We start from the raw sequence: 18,389 nt of genomic DNA on the forward strand, positions 1-18,389 counted from the left end.
ATATCTTTCATGATATACTATGGATAGTATATTAATTTGTAGAGATGCTATAAAGTTATTGCAAGAAAGGGGCTTTTTTGTGAAAGAATCATTGAATAGTCTTTGGAATTTATTCCAAGAACGTAAATTAAGCCGACGTACTTTTATGAAATCCTGTGTAGCTTTAACTGCTATTTTAGGGTTGCCGCCAGCATTGACAAATAAAGTCGTAGCAGCGGCAGAAACAAAAGAATTACCTACGGTGATTTGGTTGCATGGTCATGAATGTACAGGATGTGACGAATCTTTCATTCGATCCACATCGCCTTTTGCATCTGATGTGATTTTAAATATGATTGCCTTAGAGTATGATGATACCTTGGCTGCCGCAGCAGGGGAACCATTTGAACATCATTTACATCACTTGTTAGAAAGTAAAAAAGGTAAGTATGTATTGGCTGTTGAAGGTGGCGTTCCATTGGATGAAAATGGATCCTACTGCCAAGTTGGTGGACGTCCATTTGTAGATGTATTGAAAGAATGCGCTGAAGGAGCTGCTTTCATCATCGAATACGGCTCTTGTGCAGCTTGGGGCGGTATTCAAGCGGCAAAACCGAACCCAACGAATACAGTGTCTGTTTCTTCTATTGTAAAAGGCAAAAAAATCATTAAAGTACCGGGATGCCCTCCAATTCCAGAGGTCATGACTGGTGTGATTATGCATTATGCTTTATTTGGTGAAATTCCACCGCTTGATGTGGAAGGAAGGCCAAAACAATTTTATGGCAATCGTATCCATGATACATGCTATCGTCGTCCTTTCTTTGATTCTGGATTGTTTGTGGAACATTTTGATGATGATGCATCGAAAGCTGGTTGGTGTCTATATAAAGTAGGTTGCCGTGGACCAGAAACATATAACTCTTGTGGTAATTTGCGTTGGTGGAATGGGTTGTCCTATCCAATTCAATCTGGACATGGTTGTATTGGTTGCTCTGAAAAGGGATTCTGGGACAATGATAACTTTTACCAACGATTGCCTCATATTCATACCCCAAACACCATCACCGATGTGGATACATTAGGAACAGTGGCAGGATTTGGTGCTTTTGGTGCTGTAGTGGCTCATGGTGGTATTACCTTGGCAAAACATAAATATGATTCTATTCAAGAAGAGAAGAAATATTTAGCAGAACAAGAAGCGAAACAAAAAGAATCTGACGAGAAAGGTAGTGACCAATAATGAAACGAGTTGTAGTAGATCCAGTGACCCGTATTGAAGGTCACTTGCGTGTAGAAGTTAGTGTTGATGAAGGAACAGGCCAAGTACAAGATGCCCTATCTAGTGGTACGGCTTGGCGTGGGATTGAATTAGTAGCTAAAAATCGTGACCCTCGAGATGTATGGGCTTTTGTGCAACGCATATGTGGAGTATGTACCTCTACGCATGCCTTAGCAGCTCTTCGTGCTGTAGAAGATGCATTGGGGATTCAAATTCCTAAAAATGCCAATTATATTCGTAATATGATGCATAGTTGTTTAGATGTGCATGACCATATTGTGCATTTCTATCACTTGCATGCCCTTGACTGGGTAAGTCCAGTAGAGGCATTGAAAGCAGATCCTAAGAAAACAGCAGAATTGCAACAACAAGTCTTAGACACATACAATGTGAGTGGATTACAACCAAAAGATTTGGAATCTGGCACATCTGCATACCCTAAGGAGTTCCCTAAAGGAAATGCTACGTATTATGCAGCGATCCAAACAAAAGTGAAAAAAATTGTAGAAAGTGGTCAATTAGGTATTTTCTCCGCCCAATGGTGGGATCACCCAGACTATCAATTATTGCCTCCAGAAGTGCATTTGATGGCCATTTCCCACTATTTGACAATCTTGGATCGTCAACGTGATATTGTGACACCACATGTTATTTTCGGTGGCAAAAACCCACATCCTCATTACATTGTAGGTGGTATGCCTTGCTCTATTTCCATGGATGATATGAATGCACCTGTCAATGCGGCTCGTTTGGCAAGTGTGGATGAATCTATTTCCTTGGCAAAAGATTTGGTGAATTATTTCTACTTGCCTGACTTATTAGCGATTGGTCATTTATATGTAAAAGCTGGTATGGTCGATGGTGGGGGCTTAGCAAAAAAACGTGTCCTTGCTTACGGTGGCTATCCAGATGATACATATACAGGTATAAAAGATGGAGATTTCTTTAAAAAGTCTCTTGTTCGTGCTAATGGAGTAGTAGAAAACTTTGAACTTGGTTGGGAAAAAGCAACATTTACAGCTTTAGAAGGGGAAGACTTGATGAATCCAGACTTCTTGTCTGAAGAAATCAATCACTCTTGGTTTGAATATCCAAATGGTGAAACATCCTTGCATCCAACAGAAGGTGTGACAAAACCAGCTTTCACAGGCCCTAAAACGGGAACAAATAAAAAATGGGAATTCTTGGATGAAGAGAAAAAATATTCTTGGATTAAATCTCCTACATTCAAAGGGAAAGCCTGCGAAGTGGGCCCATTGGCAAAATATATCGTTGTTTATGTAAAAGTAAAACAAGGCATCATCAAAGACCCAACTTGGGCTGAGAAAATGATGGTGGACCAAATTGATGCCGTATCTAAAGTGCTAGGCGTACCAGCACATGTGTGGATGTGTTCCACAGTGGGCCGTACAGCAGCTCGTGGTTTAGATGCACAAGTGGCAGCTAACTTGAGCCAACATTTCTATAATCGCTTGATTGAAAATATCAAAACCGGTGATACTGTTGTGGCGGATACTCGTAAATTCGATCCTAATTCTTGGCCAAAAGAGGCAAAAGGTGTAGGTTTATTAGATGCACCACGTGGTGGTTTAGGACATTGGTGTGTCATCAAAGATGGTCGTGTAGACAATTATCAATGTATCGTACCAACGACATGGAATGCATGCCCTAAAACGATTGCTGGCGAACATGGTGCATATGAAGCAAATATGATGGATACAAAAGTTAAAATTGCAGATAAACCATTGGAAATTTTAAAAGGGATTCATTCCTTTGATCCTTGCTTAGCATGTGCGACGCACTTGTACAATAAAAAGGGTGAAAAAATAGTGTCTGTCAATACAGATGCCCTATGTAAATAGGGAGGAGGCTGTCTATGTTACCATTAAATAAAAAGCCTTATCGTGTATTTAGTTTATGGCTCCGCATTTTCCATTGGACTATGGTTCTCTGTGTAACGGCTCTATTCTGGACGGGCCTATACATTGGGAATCCAGGTTTCCAAGCTACACCAGGTAGTGTGGAACCGACAATCGCAGTGGGCGGTTGGTTCTCTATGGAGATGATTCGTAAAATTCACTTTATCGCAGCATTTATCCTAATTGCTGCCCTTATATTCCGTATTTATGGTGGAATTCGATATCGTGGCGATAGATTGTTTCCTAGATTTCATAAAAAGTCGTATTGGATTGGTCTGTTGGACACAATTAAGCACTATCTAATGTTACCGCAGCAACGAGAGCATCGTTTCTTGCGTAATTCTATGGCTCGTACTAGTTATTTTGGGGTATATGTGATGTTGTTCCTAGAAATTTGTACAGGTCTTGCTATGTTTGCACAAGTGTATCCTAATACGTGGATTGCACAAATTTTTAATCCAGTGAACTTATTGTTTACGGAATATCAAGTGCATATGATTCATCATTATATTGCTTGGGGATTTTTGTTATTTACAATTATACATGTGTATATGGCATTCCGCGAAGATGTTATGGAAGAATCTGGAGAAGTATCTAGTATGGTTTCAGGTATGAAATTCTACCCTACGGACCCAGAAGATATAGAGGATTTATATGGACCAAATAAAAAGTAGTCCCATCGTACTATTAGGGGTAGGCAATATTTTGCTTACTGATGAGGGATTCGGTGTCCATGTGGTGAACCAATTACGGGAGGATTATGTATTTAATCCTCCTATTACCATTCTAGATGGAGGCACCATGGGCATGGAATTGCTTACGTATATGCGGGGTATGACAAAACTATTATTAGTGGATGCCATCAATGGTGGTGATGCACCAGGCACAGTATATGAGTTTCCTCATGAGGAAATGAATAGTTATTTTACTGAAGCTATTTCTGTGCATGAAGTGGGGATGCAAGATATTTTACGTATTCGTGCATTACAAGAAGATCCTTTAGAAGATGCCGTTGTGATCGGTGTAGAACCTGAAAGTTTAGAATTAGGCCTTACCTTAAGTGATTCCACACAAGCTGCGGTAGCAGAAGTGAAAGAACGAGTGCTGAGGGTTTTATCTAATTGGTATGTAACAGCTAGTCCTGTGAGTGGAAAAGAAGAATAGACTGCTACATACTATAAACTGTAATAATTTGATAAGGAGATTCTATGCAAAATGAATTTGGCCGTGTAAAGGCGGTGTTTCAAGAATTGAAAAATGCTATGCAGCACTTGCGTCAAACAGGAGAAACCTATACGATTTATGTGGAAAATACAGGTCTCACTATGGAAGAGCAAGTGGAAGTATTGGAAACATTGGGACGTGGTGATGTGACGATCCATCTGAAAGATACAGATCAACCAGTAGAATGGTATGAGTCTACGATTCGTGGTGTATGGATTGGCACCTTCCGTAATGGTCGCGATGAAGCGATACTCTATACGATTGAAGTATGTCGTTACCCAGAGTTAGCAGGCGCTTATGATGAAGATATCATCGGAGGAGAAGCCGATTTACAAGAGTGGATAGAAGCAGCTGACCTATAGTGGGTATGATTGTCTATAATAAATGTTACATATATGGCTGGAAATGACCTATATTTGTTATATCAATAAATCATAGGTAGCATTATTTCCATAAGAAAATATATAAAATAGCATAAATAAAACTCTCTTATTATGATTTAATGAGAGAGTTTTTCACTTTATAGAGGTATATTTTGCGCGTAAACATAGTAGTTTTTAGTAGGAAATAATGTATTGAGAAGATTAAATATATGTGTATTTTTAATGGTTTATAAAGGGTGGATATTTGTCCATATTAGGAATGAACCATGGGATTTAAGAATACCTTAGAAATAGAGAACTATATGCATTTACCATTAAATGATAATAAATTCTATCATAATAAACAGTTATAGTACCTATTCTTAAAGAATTGAAAAAGATAAGGTAATGGTGATACAATAATACACAAGAGAAAGGTCTCTGTTTTAAGTTGAGGAGGGATTACTTTGCGTAACATTCACGTTGAGAAAGTAACAGAAAAGGTAGCAGAATTATGTATGAATGCAGCATATCATCTTCCAAAAGATATGTATAATGCATTGAAAAAAGGCTATGAGTGTGAGAAATCTCCAGTAGGTAAAGGTGTATTGGATCAAATCATCAAAAATGCGGAAATCGCTGATGCTGAAGATCGTCCAATCTGCCAAGATACTGGTCTTACAATCGTATTCTTAGAAGTTGGTCAAGATGTACACTTCGAAGGTGGAGATCTTGAAGAAGCTATTCAAGCTGGTGTAGCAAAAGGTTATGTGGACGGATATCTTCGTAAATCCGTAGTAGCTGAACCTTTGTTCAACCGTGTAAACACTAAAAATAACACTCCAGCAGTTATTTACACTAAAATTGTTCCAGGCGACAAAGTTGACATTAATGTAGAGTTAAAAGGCTTTGGTTCTGAAAACAAATCTGGCGTAAAAATGTTGGTTCCTGCTGATGGCGTTGAAGGCGTTAAAAAAGCAGTTCTTGAAATCGTTAAAAAAGCTGGCCCTAACCCATGCCCTCCAATGGTACTAGGTATTGGTATCGGTGGTACGATGGACTACGCAGCATTCCTTTCCAAAAAAGCTCTTCTTCGCTCTGTAGAAGAACGTAATGCACATCCTGAATATGCAAAATTGGAAGAAGAAATCAATGCAATGGTTAACAAAACTGGTATCGGACCTCAATTAGGTGGTTCTACAACAGCAGTTTCCGTTAATATCGAGTGGGCAGCAACACATATCGCTGGTCTTCCTGTAGCAGTAACTATCTGCTGCCACGCTAGCCGTCATGCTCACGGTGAAGTTTAAGAGGGGGAATAACCATGGCAGAACAAATTCGTATTCAAACACCTTTAACAGAAGAACAATCCCGTAAATTAAAAGCTGGTGATATGGTTCTTATTTCTGGTAAAATTTATAGTGCTCGTGACGCTGCTCATAAAGTAATGACTGAAGCATTAGCACGTGGCGAAGAATTGCCAATCGATTGGCATGATAAAATTGTTTACTACTTAGGACCAAGCCCTGCTAAACCAGGAGACCCAATTGGTTCCGCTGGTCCTACAACATCTGGTCGTATGGATGCTTACACTCCAACAATGCTTGATCAAGGTATCAAAGGCATGATCGGTAAAGGTTCCCGTAAACCAGAAGTTATCGAATCTATGAAGAAAAACGGTGTAACTTACTTTGCAGCCGTTGGTGGTGCAGCAGCTTTAATTGCTAAATCTATTAAAAAATATGATGTTATCGCTTATGCTGACTTAGGCCCAGAAGCTTTGGCAGAATTAACAGTAGAAGATTTCCCTGCAATCGTTGTTATCGATAGCGAAGGAAACGATTTCTATGAAATCGGTCAAGCTCCATACCGCGAAGACGTTTAATCACTAAACAATTAAGAGGCTTTCTTTAGAAGGCCTCTTATTTTATTATATATAGATTAAAGAGGAGAATAGAGATAACAAAATCTAGTTTTTTCATCTTTTATATAAAAAGATTGTGATATAATACAGATAAAGAGATAGTAAAGAGAAAGGAGACGCTATGATAGGACTTATAGTAAGTGGTATTATTTTGCTCCTCATCGAAATGATGATACCAGGATTTGGCATCTTTGGTCTAACAGGCTTGTTGCTATTCCTATGGGGTATCTATGATTGGATGGGAGGAGGACCTATGGCAATAGTTATTGTCACCTCGCTTTCAGTAGTGGGCGTACTATTGTTGTGGTGGATTATCTCTGTATTTCCTAAGACAGTTTTAGGAGAACGATTGACATTGCACCTAACATCTACAAAGGAAAAAGGGTATGCTACACATCCAGATCCAAATTGTTGGTTAGGCAAGATTGGATATACAAAAACGGTGTTGCGACCAGCAGGGACCATTGTGGTGGAAGGAAATTTTCTCGATGCAGTTACTGATGGTGAATTTTATGAACCAGGCACAGAAGTGGAAATTATTTCTGTTACTGGTGGTCGTATCGTGGTGAGAACTACAAATAGATAGGAGGACATATGGAAACAATTATTGGAACGGTGGGATTTATCATTTTTCCGATTATTCTAATTATCGGCATTTCTTTATTTTTACATTTCGTCCCATTAGGGCTATGGGTATCTGCCTTAGCAGCAGGCGTGAACGTCAGCATTATGACTTTGATTGGTATGCGTCTTCGTCGAGTATCTCCATCGCAAATCGTACTTCCTTTGGTGAAAGCCAATAAAGCTGGCTTAGATGTGACGGTAGATCAATTAGAGGCCCATTATTTAGCAGGTGGTGATGTAGACCGTGTGGTTGATGCATTGATTGCAGCAGAACGTGCTACTATGGAGTTAACATTTGAACGATCTGCAGCCATTGATTTAGCAGGTCGTGATGTATTAGAAGCGGTACAAATGTCGGTCAATCCAAAGGTGATTGAAACACCGATTATTTCTGCAGTAGCTAAAAATGGTATTGAACTAAAAGTTCGTGCTCGTGTGACAGTGCGTGCTAATATTGATCGTTTAGTTGGTGGCGCTGGAGAAGCAACGATTATTGCCCGTGTTGGGGAAGGTATTGTTACTACCGTAGGTTCTTCTGAAGAGCATACAGACGTCTTGGAAAATCCAGACCATATTTCTCGTACTGTATTGAATAAAGGCTTAGATGCAGGGACAGCTTTTGAAATCTTATCCATCGATATTGCCGACGTGGATGTAGGACGTAATATTGGCGCCCAGTTGATGACAGATCAAGCGGAAGCGGATAAAAAAATCGCCCAAGCGCAAGCAGAAAAACGTCGTGCTATGGCGGTGGCGCAAGAACAAGAAATGCGTGCCCATACCCAAGAAATGCAAGCAAAGGTAGTAGAAGCTCAAGCGGAAGTACCAAAAGCGCTATCCCAAGCGTTACGTGAGGGTAATTTGGGTGTTATGGATTACTATTCGATGAATAATATTATGGCGGACACTAAAATGCGTGAAAGTATTTCTGAAGGTGATTATGCATCTACCATCGATGGTAAAGGTACACATGAATAAGGTAGAGGAGGTATCCGATTATGGAAATAGGGATACTCATTCTGATTATTTTAGGATCCTTTATATTTAAAAAAGGAACACCTAACGAGGAATCTTCACAAAAACCAGTTCCGACTAAGGATATGACTTGGGAGGAAATGGAAGAGTATTATGGTATTACACTTTCACGGGACCCGAAGGAATCTGTGAATATGGATCCTGATGTAATGGTGGGAAACACCTCCGAAGGGACTGTGAATACAAGTAATCCAGTGAATGTAGATAGATATGAAAAGCCAGAAGACTCACCGAGATATGACGCAGAGGAAATGCGAGCTACAGTCCATGAACGAATAGAGGCTAAACGAAGGAAATCTGCAAACATATCTGTTAAAGAGGTGAGAAAAGACAGACCTATTTATTCTGGTACGTCTAAGAATGAAGGCTTACGATTAGCAGCTAGGTATGGAATGGTGTGGTCTATGATTTTAGAAACACCAAAAGGGGCGCGTATGTTAGGCCGTTATCGTCGATAGTATGTTAGTAGAATCGATAGGTAATACCCAGATATAATGATGTGATTGTACTTATACATCCTCTGTATAGATTTATTTGCTATTAGATATAGTAATACATATAGTACCTATAAAAATGAGCTATCAAGTTGGGAATGTCCTTTCATGATAGCTCATTTTGTATATGTTACAAGGAATTTACAGTTACACTCTATACTAAATATTGGGTTATACTAAAGCTAGATTCATCAATAGTATCATTAATTGTTTAGATGTATAGATTAAAAGCGACTCTACTGTGTAGAGTCGCTTGTATTGATTATAAAGTTTTGATATCTGTTTCTGCTAAGGAAGCAACGATGGAATCTGCTAATTCTTCAAACAATGGTAATTGTTCATCGTGTAATGCGCCTTTAATATCTAGTGGAGTACCAACGATTTCCATGTTTTTAAATTCATTTGTAAAGTAATCAACCATGCGTTTCATCGCGCCGGATGCCCAGGAATGGTTACCTACGATAGAAACTTTATGGTTATGGAAGTTTAATGCATGTAATTCATGTAATAAGTTTTCCATAGTCAAGTATAAGCCTAAGTTGTAAGTTGGTGCCATACATACTAAATGGCTATATTTCCATGCATCAGAAATGATGTAAGATGGATTAGTTTTAGATACATCATAAATACGGATATCTGTTACACCGCGTAAAGATAGCAACTTCGCTAATTGCTGAGCCATTTCAGCAGTGTTGCCATACATGGAACCGAAAGCAATGACAACGCCTTTTTTCTCTGCATTGTAAGTGCTCCAATGCATGTATTTACTGATGATGTAAGAAATGCTATCAGGAGTTCTCCAAATTGGTCCATGAAGAGGTGCAATGATATTTACATTCAAAGAAGATGCTTTTTTCAATGCATTTTGTACTTGTGCACCATATTTACCTACGATATTTGTGTAATAACGACGAGCTTCATCTTCGTATACACGATCAAAATCTAATTGATCAGCGAAGATATTGCCGTTGATAGTGCCAAATGTACCAAATGCATCAGCAGAGAATAAAGTGCCTGTTGTTGATTCGTAAGTACAGGTTACTTCTGGCCAGTGAACCATTGGCATGGTGTAGCTGCGAAGCTTATGATGACCAAGATCGATGGTGTCGCCTTCTTTTACTTCGTAGTAGTTGTCAGGAGCTGGACGACCATAGAACTGTTCAAAGAATCGGAATGTAGTTTTATTGCCGACCATTTTCACATTTGGGTAACGGTCTAGCAATTCTACTAATGTAGCACAATGATCAGGTTCCATGTGATTTACGATTAAATAATCTAACTCACGACCATTTAACAAATGTTCTACATTGTCAAAGAATTCTTGACGAATGCTATCATCTACAGAGTCAACAATACAAGTTTTTTCGTCGTCAATAAAATAGGAATTGTAGCTTACCCCATTTGGAATTGGAAACAAGTTTTCAAAACGTTCTGTACTCCAATCGTTGCTACCAATCCAATAAATATGATCAGTCAATTTTTGTGCGCAATGCATAGTTAAATTCCTTTCATACATACGGGGGGATTGTTATGCCCCAGATTTTCTTATCAAATATATATTACTAGTTTATAAGCTAGAACGCAACTATTTTATATAGTTTTATTACAAATAGATAGATAAAATTCTATTCGTATTTTTGCAGTTTGACAATAGAAATGAATATAGGTAAACTTATAAGTATATATAATAGTAAAGTAATAGTGGAAGTGAATTACTTTCATAGAAAATTTGAGGTTATTTATGTCTGTGTCTGCAGAATTACTGCGTGCCTTTGTGGGAGTAGGATTGCACTTATCTTTTTCCAAGGCAGCGAAAGCGAATGGTGTCTCACAATCGGCCATTAGCCAGAGTATTAAGCAATTAGAAAAAGATTTAGGAATTCCTCTATTTGAAAGGACAACAAAATCAGTAGCTTTTACAAAAGCAGGTCGTGAACTCTTTGAAACAGCTGTAGAAGCATTTTCCATTTTAGATAATGGGATTGTAAAACTACAAGAACGTGTATCTAGGGATTATAAGAGTTTACACTTAGCAGCTACAGATACATTGAGTAAGTATTTTTTGTTACCTACTTTCAAAAGTTGGCAAGAAAAACAGCTAGATATTAGTTTACGTGTTACGAATCGACCATCCCGTGAATGCGTAGGAATGCTTGAATCGGGAGAGGCTCAAATCGCTGTGGTTCATGCCTATGATGGACTCTATGATAATAATCATTTAGAAATCCTAGATTTAGAGCCTATGCAAGATATATTTGTAGGAGGCACTATATACAAAGATGAGTCGAAGGTTTGGTCCATTGATGAAATTATGGCAGAGCCATTATTATTGCTTACGATGGGGGCGAGCAGTCGAACTTTTTTTGATACGGTCACCTATAATCGATGCACGAGCCCAGCTTTTGAGCTAGGTAGCTTGGATGTACTTATGGATTTGGTTGAAATTAACTTAGGAATTTCTTTAGTGCCAGAATTAGTGGCTAGAGAAAAAATAAAAAAAGGTTCTTTAATCGAATTAAAGACAAACTTACATATTCCAGAGCGTCGTATTGTATTAGTACGATCAAGAATGGATGCATTAACAGAAGGTGTTTCACAATTTATTAATATATTGAAAGACAGAAAACAATAAGGAGGATCATCGTGGAATTATTAAAACAGCGTATTGATGCAGAAGGTATTGTATTAAACAATCGAGTGTTAAAAGTAGATGGATTTTTAAATCATCAAATTGATCCTAAATTGTTTGTTCAAATCGGTAAAGAAATTGCGAAACAATTTGAAGGACGAGGTATTGAACGCATTGTTACGATTGAAGCCTCTGGTATTGCAATCGCATTACAAGTTGCCATTGAATTAGATGTTCCTTTAGTATTTGCGCGCAAGAAAAAATCTATTTTGATGACAGATGATGTATATCACTCTGTGGTATATTCTTATACTAAAGAAGAGAACTATGATGTAACAATCTCCAAAAAATTCTTGCCTGCAGGAGAGAAAGTATTAATTATTGACGATTTTTTAGCTAGCGGTGAAGCGGCTATGGGATTGGCTAAGCTTGTAGAAAGCGCAGGAGATACGGTAGAAGGAATTGCTATTGTCATTGAAAAATCATTCCAACCAGGTCGTGAGCGTTTAGAAAAAGCAGGGTATGAAGTACATTCATTAGTGCGAATTGCACGCTTTGAAAATGATCGTTGTATTTATAAAGAAGATGAATCTTGTTAATCCATTGAAATCATATCTCATTGTGTGTTATCATTATGGTAATGAGTTTTAATTTTAAACGTATTTGGAATGGAGTTAAGACAGTGAACAAAAAAGCAGAATTATTTCAACAGTTTATTGAACAAAATGAATTAACAAATCTTTTTACTCTTCGTGAGATTGAAAATGACCAATATAATACAGCGATATTCGATGCGAGTATTGAGTATAATGATATTGTGTTCCCATTGTTTGTAGTATTGGATGATACGCCATTTGGTTTTGTGCGTTTAGAAATTGCAGGTGGTCGTTTCACTCCAGAACAGCGAAAAGCTACAGTGGAAGTGCTAAATCAATTGAATAGTGAATTTAAATGTTTCAAACACTATCTAATGGAAGAAGATGGCTACGAAGCAATTCTTTTAGATGTAAGCTTAATGAGTGGAGATAATTTTGAGCCAGAGTTAGTAGCATATACTATTTTTGAGGTCTTGTATCCACATACACAAAAAGACTTAACTCGTATTATTGCAGCAGTAGAAAGTGTTAAAGTAGAAAATACTGCAGTAGAAGAAACGGCTACTAAAAAAGAAAGTAAACCGCGGAAAACTACAAAATCTAAAAAGGATTAAGACTGATAGAATAAAATTATATGGGCATTGTGACAAGCAATGCCCTTTTTTTTAACGAGGTGATACCTATGAATGAAAAGGCGAGATTATTTGAAAAATTTCTCATTGATGAACAATTGACATGCTTTGAAAAGCGTGAAGTTGGCGATGAAGATCATACGGTTGTATTTAGATCCTATGTACAAACAGAATTAGGAGATATTCCAGTATTTTTATTGTTGGATGATACAATTTATGCTACAATTCGATTATTGATGGGGGCAGGTGTTGTTACTAAGGAAAATCGTCAAGATATTCTGACTTTTATCAATCGTGAGAACAGTACATATAAAAGCTTCAAATATTATATTGAAGAAGATGATGATAGTGTATATTTAGATTGTATTAATCAAAGCGCAAATTCTAATTTTGATCCACGATTGTTATATGTATTGATGACACAGATTGTTGAATACATTCCTGGAAAAATTCAAACTATAGGTGAGGTATTCCGAGTTGAACAATTACCGCCACCAGAACATGCACATGAATAATATAAATAATTTATGAGTGAAAACGATTAAAATAGAATGAAATCTATCAATTTTGATTAAAATATAATCAAAAATACGCATGCGCAGTTGGGATAAACAATTCAATTCGTGTAATACAATTCAAAAATGCTGAAAAACATAGAGAGATACACAATTCGTGAGATGTGGGATAGTGGTTTTCTATAGCATATCTATTGTATCTCATGCTATAATAGAGATAGGTTATTTATACTATAGATTCACGTAGTATAAGGGGTGATACAATGGCATTAGGTGAAAATTTAAGACATGCCCGTAAACGGATTGGGCGGAGTCAATTAGATGTGGCTCGGGATATTGGTATTAGTAATGCTGCCCTGTCAAATTACGAAACAGGATATCGAGAGCCTGATTTGGAAACCTTAAAGCGATTGGCTAATTATTATGATGTAACAATTGATGAATTAGCAGGCAATGCAAGCATGGCTAGAGAAATTCTTTACGATTTGAGTAGCATTGTAAAAAAATGGGCGCATCGCACATAATGGTGTAGAATATGTATTAAGTGATTCACAACGATTAAAATTGAGACGCCAAATTGCACATGCATTTGAAATGTTCAATGAAGGAAAATCCAATTGGTAGGATAAACATGTTATTCTAGGAACGTTTGTGGAATAGCATATCATCGTATAGAAAGCGTAGAAGCTCTCGGGTACGTTTGAGAGTGCAAGTTACCGTATCTACAAATAAAAAGCACAGTTCTATGAAAATAGGACTGTCTTTTTTATTGTCCAAAGGAGATATGATATAATTTACAAAAGAGGTATTTATAACGATGACTAGCAATAGTCAAGAGTGGATAATATAACATAATACTTATAGGGTAGATACATAGGATACATGAAAGTGAGGTAACAAATGAATAAACCAATAGTAGTAGTACCGGGTCTAGTGCGTAAAGATGTAGTCGCTTATTTAAGTGAACATGTGACAGTGCGTCAGTGGACAGAAAAAGAAAAAATGCCAAAAGAGCTGCTAAAAGAATGGCTTCGTGATGCAGATGGATTATGGAGTATTAATCATTTTGCTGTGGATGAAGAACTAGTTAAAGATGCGCCAAATTTAAAGGTAATTGCACAGGCTTCTGTGGGCTATGATAATATCGATATCGATGCGTTAACAGCACGTCATATACCTTATGGCAATACACCTGATGTATTAACAGAAACCACAGCTGAGTTAGCATTTACATTGATGGCAGCTGCCAGTCGTAGAATTTATGAAAATGCTCAGTTCGTTAAGGAGGGTAAATGGGTTGAACGCCCTTCAAATATTAAAGGTAAAGATTTAAGCCGTATGACATTAGGCATTATAGGTATGGGTAAAATTGGTGTGTCCGTATCTCGTAGAGCTCGTGCTTTTGGGATGACTGTACAGTATCATAACCGTAATCGTCGCAATGACGATAGTTTACTTATGACAACCTATGTATCACTGGGCAAGTTGCTCACTACTAGTGATATTATTTTAGTAATGGCTCCATTGACAGAGGAAACATATCATTTAATTGATGCAGAAGCTTTTGAAATGATGAAGGAGACGGCTTTATTTGTCAATGTGGGACGTGGAAAAATTGTGGATACAGATGCATTAGTGCACGCGTTAGAAACGGGTCAAATCGATTACGCGGCTTTAGATGTGGTAGATCCAGAACCAATTGGGGCAGACCATCCATTACTTAAAACTGGTAAATGCTTAGTGGTACCTCATATTGGGTCTTTCACTGATCGCACTCGTAAAGAGATGGCTATGCTGACAGCTAATAATCTGATTGCTGGTGTACATGGTAAACCATTGTTGACCTGTGTCAATGAAAGCGTTAATTACCAATCCATCGAGAAATAAATGGTAGAGAACTGATATGAAAATTGCTGGTTTCATTCATAAGAAAACGGTGAAACATAGCTGTTCCTGTGGTATAATAAAGAGAATGTGCAGAACGTGCACTTGTGTATAATCAATCTAAGAGAGGAAGAATCACATGGAATCGAAAGAGACGATGATGAGTACAGAAGAAACAACGCCTCAAACTGTTAATTTTATTGAAGCGATTATTAATACAGACAATGAAGAAAATACCTATGGAAAACGTGTTCATACGCGATTCCCGCCTGAGCCAAATGGGTATTTGCATATTGGACATGCAAAATCTATTTGTCTTAACTTTGGTCTTGGCAAATCGTATCATGGCTTAACAAACTTGCGTTTTGATGATACAAATCCTGTGAAAGAAGATGTGGAATATGTAGAATCCATTGAAGAAGATGTAAAATGGTTAGGCTTTGAATGGCATGGGGATGTACATTATGCATCTGACTATTTTGGTAAATTATATGAATATGCCCAAGTATTGATCAAAAAAGGTAAAGCCTATGTAGATGATCAAACACCAGAAGAAATCCGTGCTACTCGTGGTGATTTTACAACTCCTGGCACGAATAGTCCTTATCGTGACCGTAGCGTAGAAGAAAACTTACGTCTTTTTGAAGAAATGAAAGCGGGCAAATATAAAGATGGAGAAAAAGTACTACGTGCCAAAATTGATATGGCAGACCCTAATATCGTAATGCGAGATCCTGTATTGTATCGTATTTTACATGCTGACCATCATCGTACAGGTTCTGAATGGAATATTTACCCTATGTATGACTATGCCCATCCAGTATCTGATGCGATTGAACGTATTACCCATTCTGTATGTACCTTAGAATTTGAAGTGCATCGACCACTTTATAATTGGGTGTTGGAAGATTGGGAAGATACAGAAAAACCAAAACAGATTGAATTTGCTCGCTTAAATGTGACGAATATGGTCATGAGTAAACGTAAATTGCGTCAATTAGTTGAGTTGAATCTTGTAAGTGGTTGGGATGATCCTCGTATGCCAACGATTTCTGGTTTACGTCGTCGTGGTTATACCCCAGAGTCCATTCGGGATTTCTGTGAACGTATTGGTGTAGCCAAAGCAGATAGCATGGTAGAAGTAGGTCTATTAGAGTTCTGTATCCGTGAAGATTTGAAATTAAAAGCGCCACGGTATATGGCAGTACTAGACCCAGTAAAAGTTGTCATCACAAATTATCCAGAAGGGCAAACGGAGACATTAGTGATCGAGAACAATACAGAAAATGAAGCAATGGGCACACGTGAAGTGACATTTGGTCGAGAAGTGTACATTGAGCGTGGTGATTTTATGGAAGAGCCAGTGAAAAAATTCTTCCGTTTAGCACCTGGCAAAGAAGTACGCTTAAAAGGTGCCTACATCATTGAATGTCAATCTGTATTAAAGGATGACAATGGCAATATCACTGAAATCCATTGTACCTATGATCCAACTACAAAATCTGGAACAGGCTGTCAAAAGAAAGTAAAAGGTATCTTACATTGGGTAGAAGCCTCTACAGCGGTAGATATGGAAGTGCGCTTATACGATTATTTATTATCTGCAGAAGATGACGAATCGGCAGATAAGGATTTCTTACAACAGTTGAATCCAAACTCCTTAGAAGTAAAATCTGCTAAAGGTGAAGCAGCATTCCGTAATACACAAGTAGGTGATCATTATCATTTCTTGCGTACTGGTTATTTTGTAACGGATAAAGATAGCACGCCAGACCATATTGTGATGAATCGAACTGTAGGTATGCGTGATACCTGGGCGAAAATGCAAAAGAAACAAGGTTAGGCGGATATAATGAATAGAAAAATAACATATTTTGTATGGCTATGTACGCTTGTATGTATGCTAGTTGGCAGCAAGATTGGTGTGGAAGCATCCAATAGGGTATCAGATAGATGGCCGGCTACTATGCTTGTGCAAGCAGGGAGTAGTGCTAGTATTATTTCTAGTGGTATGCCACAGTCATTGGAAGAGGGACTACGACAAATTGGTATTGATACAAGTGAGTCCTACATGCTGATGGATAAACAAAATAACAATTATTACTATGCCCGTTATGGTGAAGGCACCTTGCTATATGGATTTGGTCCTAAGCAAGGTGGTTGGAATTCTACATCAGCCCCTGTAGGATTTAAATATACAGTCGCTATGATTCAGGACTATGATTCATATGTAAAAGAGCACCCTGAATCATTCCAAGTGATTGTCCCATTTCGAGAAATAAGAAAACATGTATATGCAGGTGAAATCATTGTAAATACATGGTTTAAGCAAGTGGAATATCCTATGTATCTGCAAATTACATTCTTGTCAGATAGTACAGGAGCCCCACGAGTAAAATATGTCATGACAAATGTGCAAGATACAGCACTGAGAAAACAATTACAGTATTTATTATAAAGAAAAGTTGCAAACTTTGAAGAATAGTATTGACTATGAGTAGTATGAAATACCTATCTTTCAAAGAGTGCAACTTTTTTGTTTTAAATGAAAAAACTTCTCATGCTTATTGACATATGGTAGGATTATTTGTATTATAATAATAGAAATAATTTTCATTATTTTGATTCATCTTTCGAGATGATATATATCCGGATTATCTATTTGCTGTGAGAGCAAGTGTTCTCCCCAAAATAAGTAAAAAGGCAGGTACAACAAATGGAATCCATCGAGCAGATTATCGGTTACCATTGTGCGCCCGCGATTCGAGGTATTAAAGTGGCAAATCTTGTTGCTTTACCTCAGCATTTAGGGGCTAAGATGGTAGAAAAAACACATGAGTATAATGATAAATTTAATCAAAAAGGTCTATTCTTTTATGAATTGTGCCATTGTAATAAACGAAAATTATTACTCGTATTTCGTGAACGTATGCTTGAGGACTATTTGCGACAACCTGAGGTGCTAGCATTTTTACAAAATTATGGATATGAATCCTATGAAACTTTGGCAGATTGGTTATTACATTTGCGTGATCGTATTGAAATGAGCGACGTATTTCCTCATGAAATCGGTGTGTTTTTAGGATATCCATTAGAAGATGTAAAAGCGTTTATCCAATTCCGCGGAGCAGGCTATAAAGTCTGTGGCGACTGGAAGGTGTATGGAAATCAAGCGTCAGCTATGCACGCATTTCATTGTTTTCGAATGTGTCGTGACTATTGTCATGCACAGTTGAATAAAGGAAAATCTTTAGAGTCTTTGGTTGCCGTAACGGCATGCTAGGAGGTAA

Annotated in this window: 20 protein-coding genes; 19 read left to right on the top strand and 1 reads right to left on the bottom strand. The window is 37.7% G+C overall.

Annotation, left to right across the window (positions count from 1 at the left end):
- The first annotated feature begins 79 nt into the window (after window positions 1–79).
- The 10 genes from EO114_RS05740 (at window position 80) to EO114_RS05785 (ending at window position 8,807) form a co-directional block, all read left to right on the top strand.
- Window positions 80–1,222, top strand: a complete 1,143-nt coding sequence (locus EO114_RS05740; RefSeq protein ID WP_127062044.1) for a hydrogenase small subunit — start codon at window positions 80–82, stop codon at window positions 1,220–1,222.
- Window positions 1,222–3,123, top strand: a complete 1,902-nt coding sequence (locus EO114_RS05745; protein WP_127062046.1) for a nickel-dependent hydrogenase large subunit — start codon at window positions 1,222–1,224, stop codon at window positions 3,121–3,123. The genes EO114_RS05740 and EO114_RS05745 overlap by 1 nt, the downstream gene beginning before the upstream one ends.
- 14 nt (window positions 3,124–3,137) lie before the next feature.
- Window positions 3,138–3,854, top strand: coding sequence for a Ni/Fe-hydrogenase, b-type cytochrome subunit (gene cybH, locus EO114_RS05750; RefSeq protein WP_127062048.1), 717 nt, complete (start codon window positions 3,138–3,140; stop codon window positions 3,852–3,854).
- A complete protein-coding gene (locus tag EO114_RS05755) occupies window positions 3,835–4,344 on the top strand; it encodes a HyaD/HybD family hydrogenase maturation endopeptidase (RefSeq protein WP_127062050.1) in 510 nt (169 codons plus the stop codon). Before cybH ends, EO114_RS05755 begins: the two co-directional genes overlap by 20 nt.
- Before the next feature lie 44 nt (window positions 4,345–4,388).
- Window positions 4,389–4,766: a hydrogenase expression/formation C-terminal domain-containing protein gene (locus EO114_RS05760; protein ID WP_062401403.1), complete on the top strand. Its 378-nt coding sequence runs from the start codon at window positions 4,389–4,391 to the stop codon at window positions 4,764–4,766.
- Window positions 4,767–5,233: 467 nt separating this feature from the next.
- Window positions 5,234–6,076 carry a fumarate hydratase gene (locus tag EO114_RS05765; protein ID WP_127062052.1) on the top strand — a complete coding sequence of 281 codons (843 nt, stop codon included), beginning with the start codon at window positions 5,234–5,236 and terminating at the stop codon, window positions 6,074–6,076.
- 14 nt (window positions 6,077–6,090) lie between these two features.
- A complete protein-coding gene (locus tag EO114_RS05770) occupies window positions 6,091–6,651 on the top strand; it encodes a Fe-S-containing hydro-lyase (protein ID WP_009353067.1) in 561 nt (186 codons plus the stop codon).
- Between the two features lie 160 nt (window positions 6,652–6,811).
- The gene (locus EO114_RS05775; protein ID WP_127062054.1) at window positions 6,812–7,276 is read left to right on the top strand and encodes an NfeD family protein; all 465 of its coding nucleotides are present in this window, start codon (window positions 6,812–6,814) and stop codon (window positions 7,274–7,276) included.
- Window positions 7,277–7,284: 8 nt separating this feature from the next.
- Entirely contained in the window at window positions 7,285–8,292 is a 1,008-nt protein-coding gene (gene floA, locus EO114_RS05780) for a flotillin-like protein FloA (RefSeq protein WP_009353112.1), read from the top strand.
- Between the two features lie 20 nt (window positions 8,293–8,312).
- Window positions 8,313–8,807, top strand: coding sequence for a hypothetical protein (locus EO114_RS05785; protein ID WP_009353056.1), 495 nt, complete (start codon window positions 8,313–8,315; stop codon window positions 8,805–8,807).
- Window positions 8,808–9,105: 298 nt separating this feature from the next.
- On the opposite strand, the gene EO114_RS05790 is transcribed toward EO114_RS05785, so the two are convergent.
- On the bottom strand, window positions 9,106–10,338 hold the full coding sequence (locus EO114_RS05790; RefSeq protein ID WP_127062056.1) for an FprA family A-type flavoprotein: 1,233 nt from the start codon (window positions 10,336–10,338) through the stop codon (window positions 9,106–9,108).
- A gap of 246 nt (window positions 10,339–10,584) precedes the next feature.
- Here EO114_RS05790 and EO114_RS05795 point away from each other — a divergent pair, with 246 nt between their 5' ends.
- The 9 genes from EO114_RS05795 (at window position 10,585) to EO114_RS05835 (ending at window position 18,382) form a co-directional block, all read left to right on the top strand.
- A complete protein-coding gene (locus EO114_RS05795) occupies window positions 10,585–11,475 on the top strand; it encodes a LysR family transcriptional regulator (protein WP_062401409.1) in 891 nt (296 codons plus the stop codon).
- Window positions 11,476–11,486: 11 nt separating this feature from the next.
- A complete protein-coding gene (locus EO114_RS05800; RefSeq protein WP_009353068.1) occupies window positions 11,487–12,071 on the top strand; it encodes a xanthine phosphoribosyltransferase in 585 nt (194 codons plus the stop codon).
- Between the two features lie 83 nt (window positions 12,072–12,154).
- Window positions 12,155–12,682, top strand: coding sequence for a hypothetical protein (locus EO114_RS05805; RefSeq protein WP_009353096.1), 528 nt, complete (start codon window positions 12,155–12,157; stop codon window positions 12,680–12,682).
- Window positions 12,683–12,750: 68 nt separating this feature from the next.
- Window positions 12,751–13,215: a hypothetical protein gene (locus EO114_RS05810; RefSeq protein WP_009353098.1), complete on the top strand. Its 465-nt coding sequence runs from the start codon at window positions 12,751–12,753 to the stop codon at window positions 13,213–13,215.
- 263 nt (window positions 13,216–13,478) lie between these two features.
- Window positions 13,479–13,739 carry a helix-turn-helix domain-containing protein gene (locus EO114_RS05815; RefSeq protein ID WP_240629066.1) on the top strand — a complete coding sequence of 87 codons (261 nt, stop codon included), beginning with the start codon at window positions 13,479–13,481 and terminating at the stop codon, window positions 13,737–13,739.
- A 376-nt stretch (window positions 13,740–14,115) separates the two neighbouring features.
- Window positions 14,116–15,102: a D-glycerate dehydrogenase gene (locus EO114_RS05820; RefSeq protein ID WP_009353086.1), complete on the top strand. Its 987-nt coding sequence runs from the start codon at window positions 14,116–14,118 to the stop codon at window positions 15,100–15,102.
- A gap of 136 nt (window positions 15,103–15,238) precedes the next feature.
- Window positions 15,239–16,942, top strand: coding sequence for a glutamine--tRNA ligase/YqeY domain fusion protein (locus EO114_RS05825; RefSeq protein WP_009353106.1), 1,704 nt, complete (start codon window positions 15,239–15,241; stop codon window positions 16,940–16,942).
- 9 nt (window positions 16,943–16,951) lie between these two features.
- Window positions 16,952–17,557: a hypothetical protein gene (locus EO114_RS05830; protein WP_127062058.1), complete on the top strand. Its 606-nt coding sequence runs from the start codon at window positions 16,952–16,954 to the stop codon at window positions 17,555–17,557.
- A 258-nt stretch (window positions 17,558–17,815) separates the two neighbouring features.
- Window positions 17,816–18,382 (top strand): DUF3793 family protein, encoded by a 567-nt coding sequence (locus EO114_RS05835; protein WP_127062060.1) that lies wholly within the window; start codon window positions 17,816–17,818, stop codon window positions 18,380–18,382.
- The last annotated feature ends 7 nt before the right edge of the window (window positions 18,383–18,389 follow it).

The sequence above is a fragment of the Veillonella sp. 3627 genome, from assembly GCF_003992195.1.
Lineage (GTDB): Bacteria > Bacillota > Negativicutes > Veillonellales > Veillonellaceae > F0422.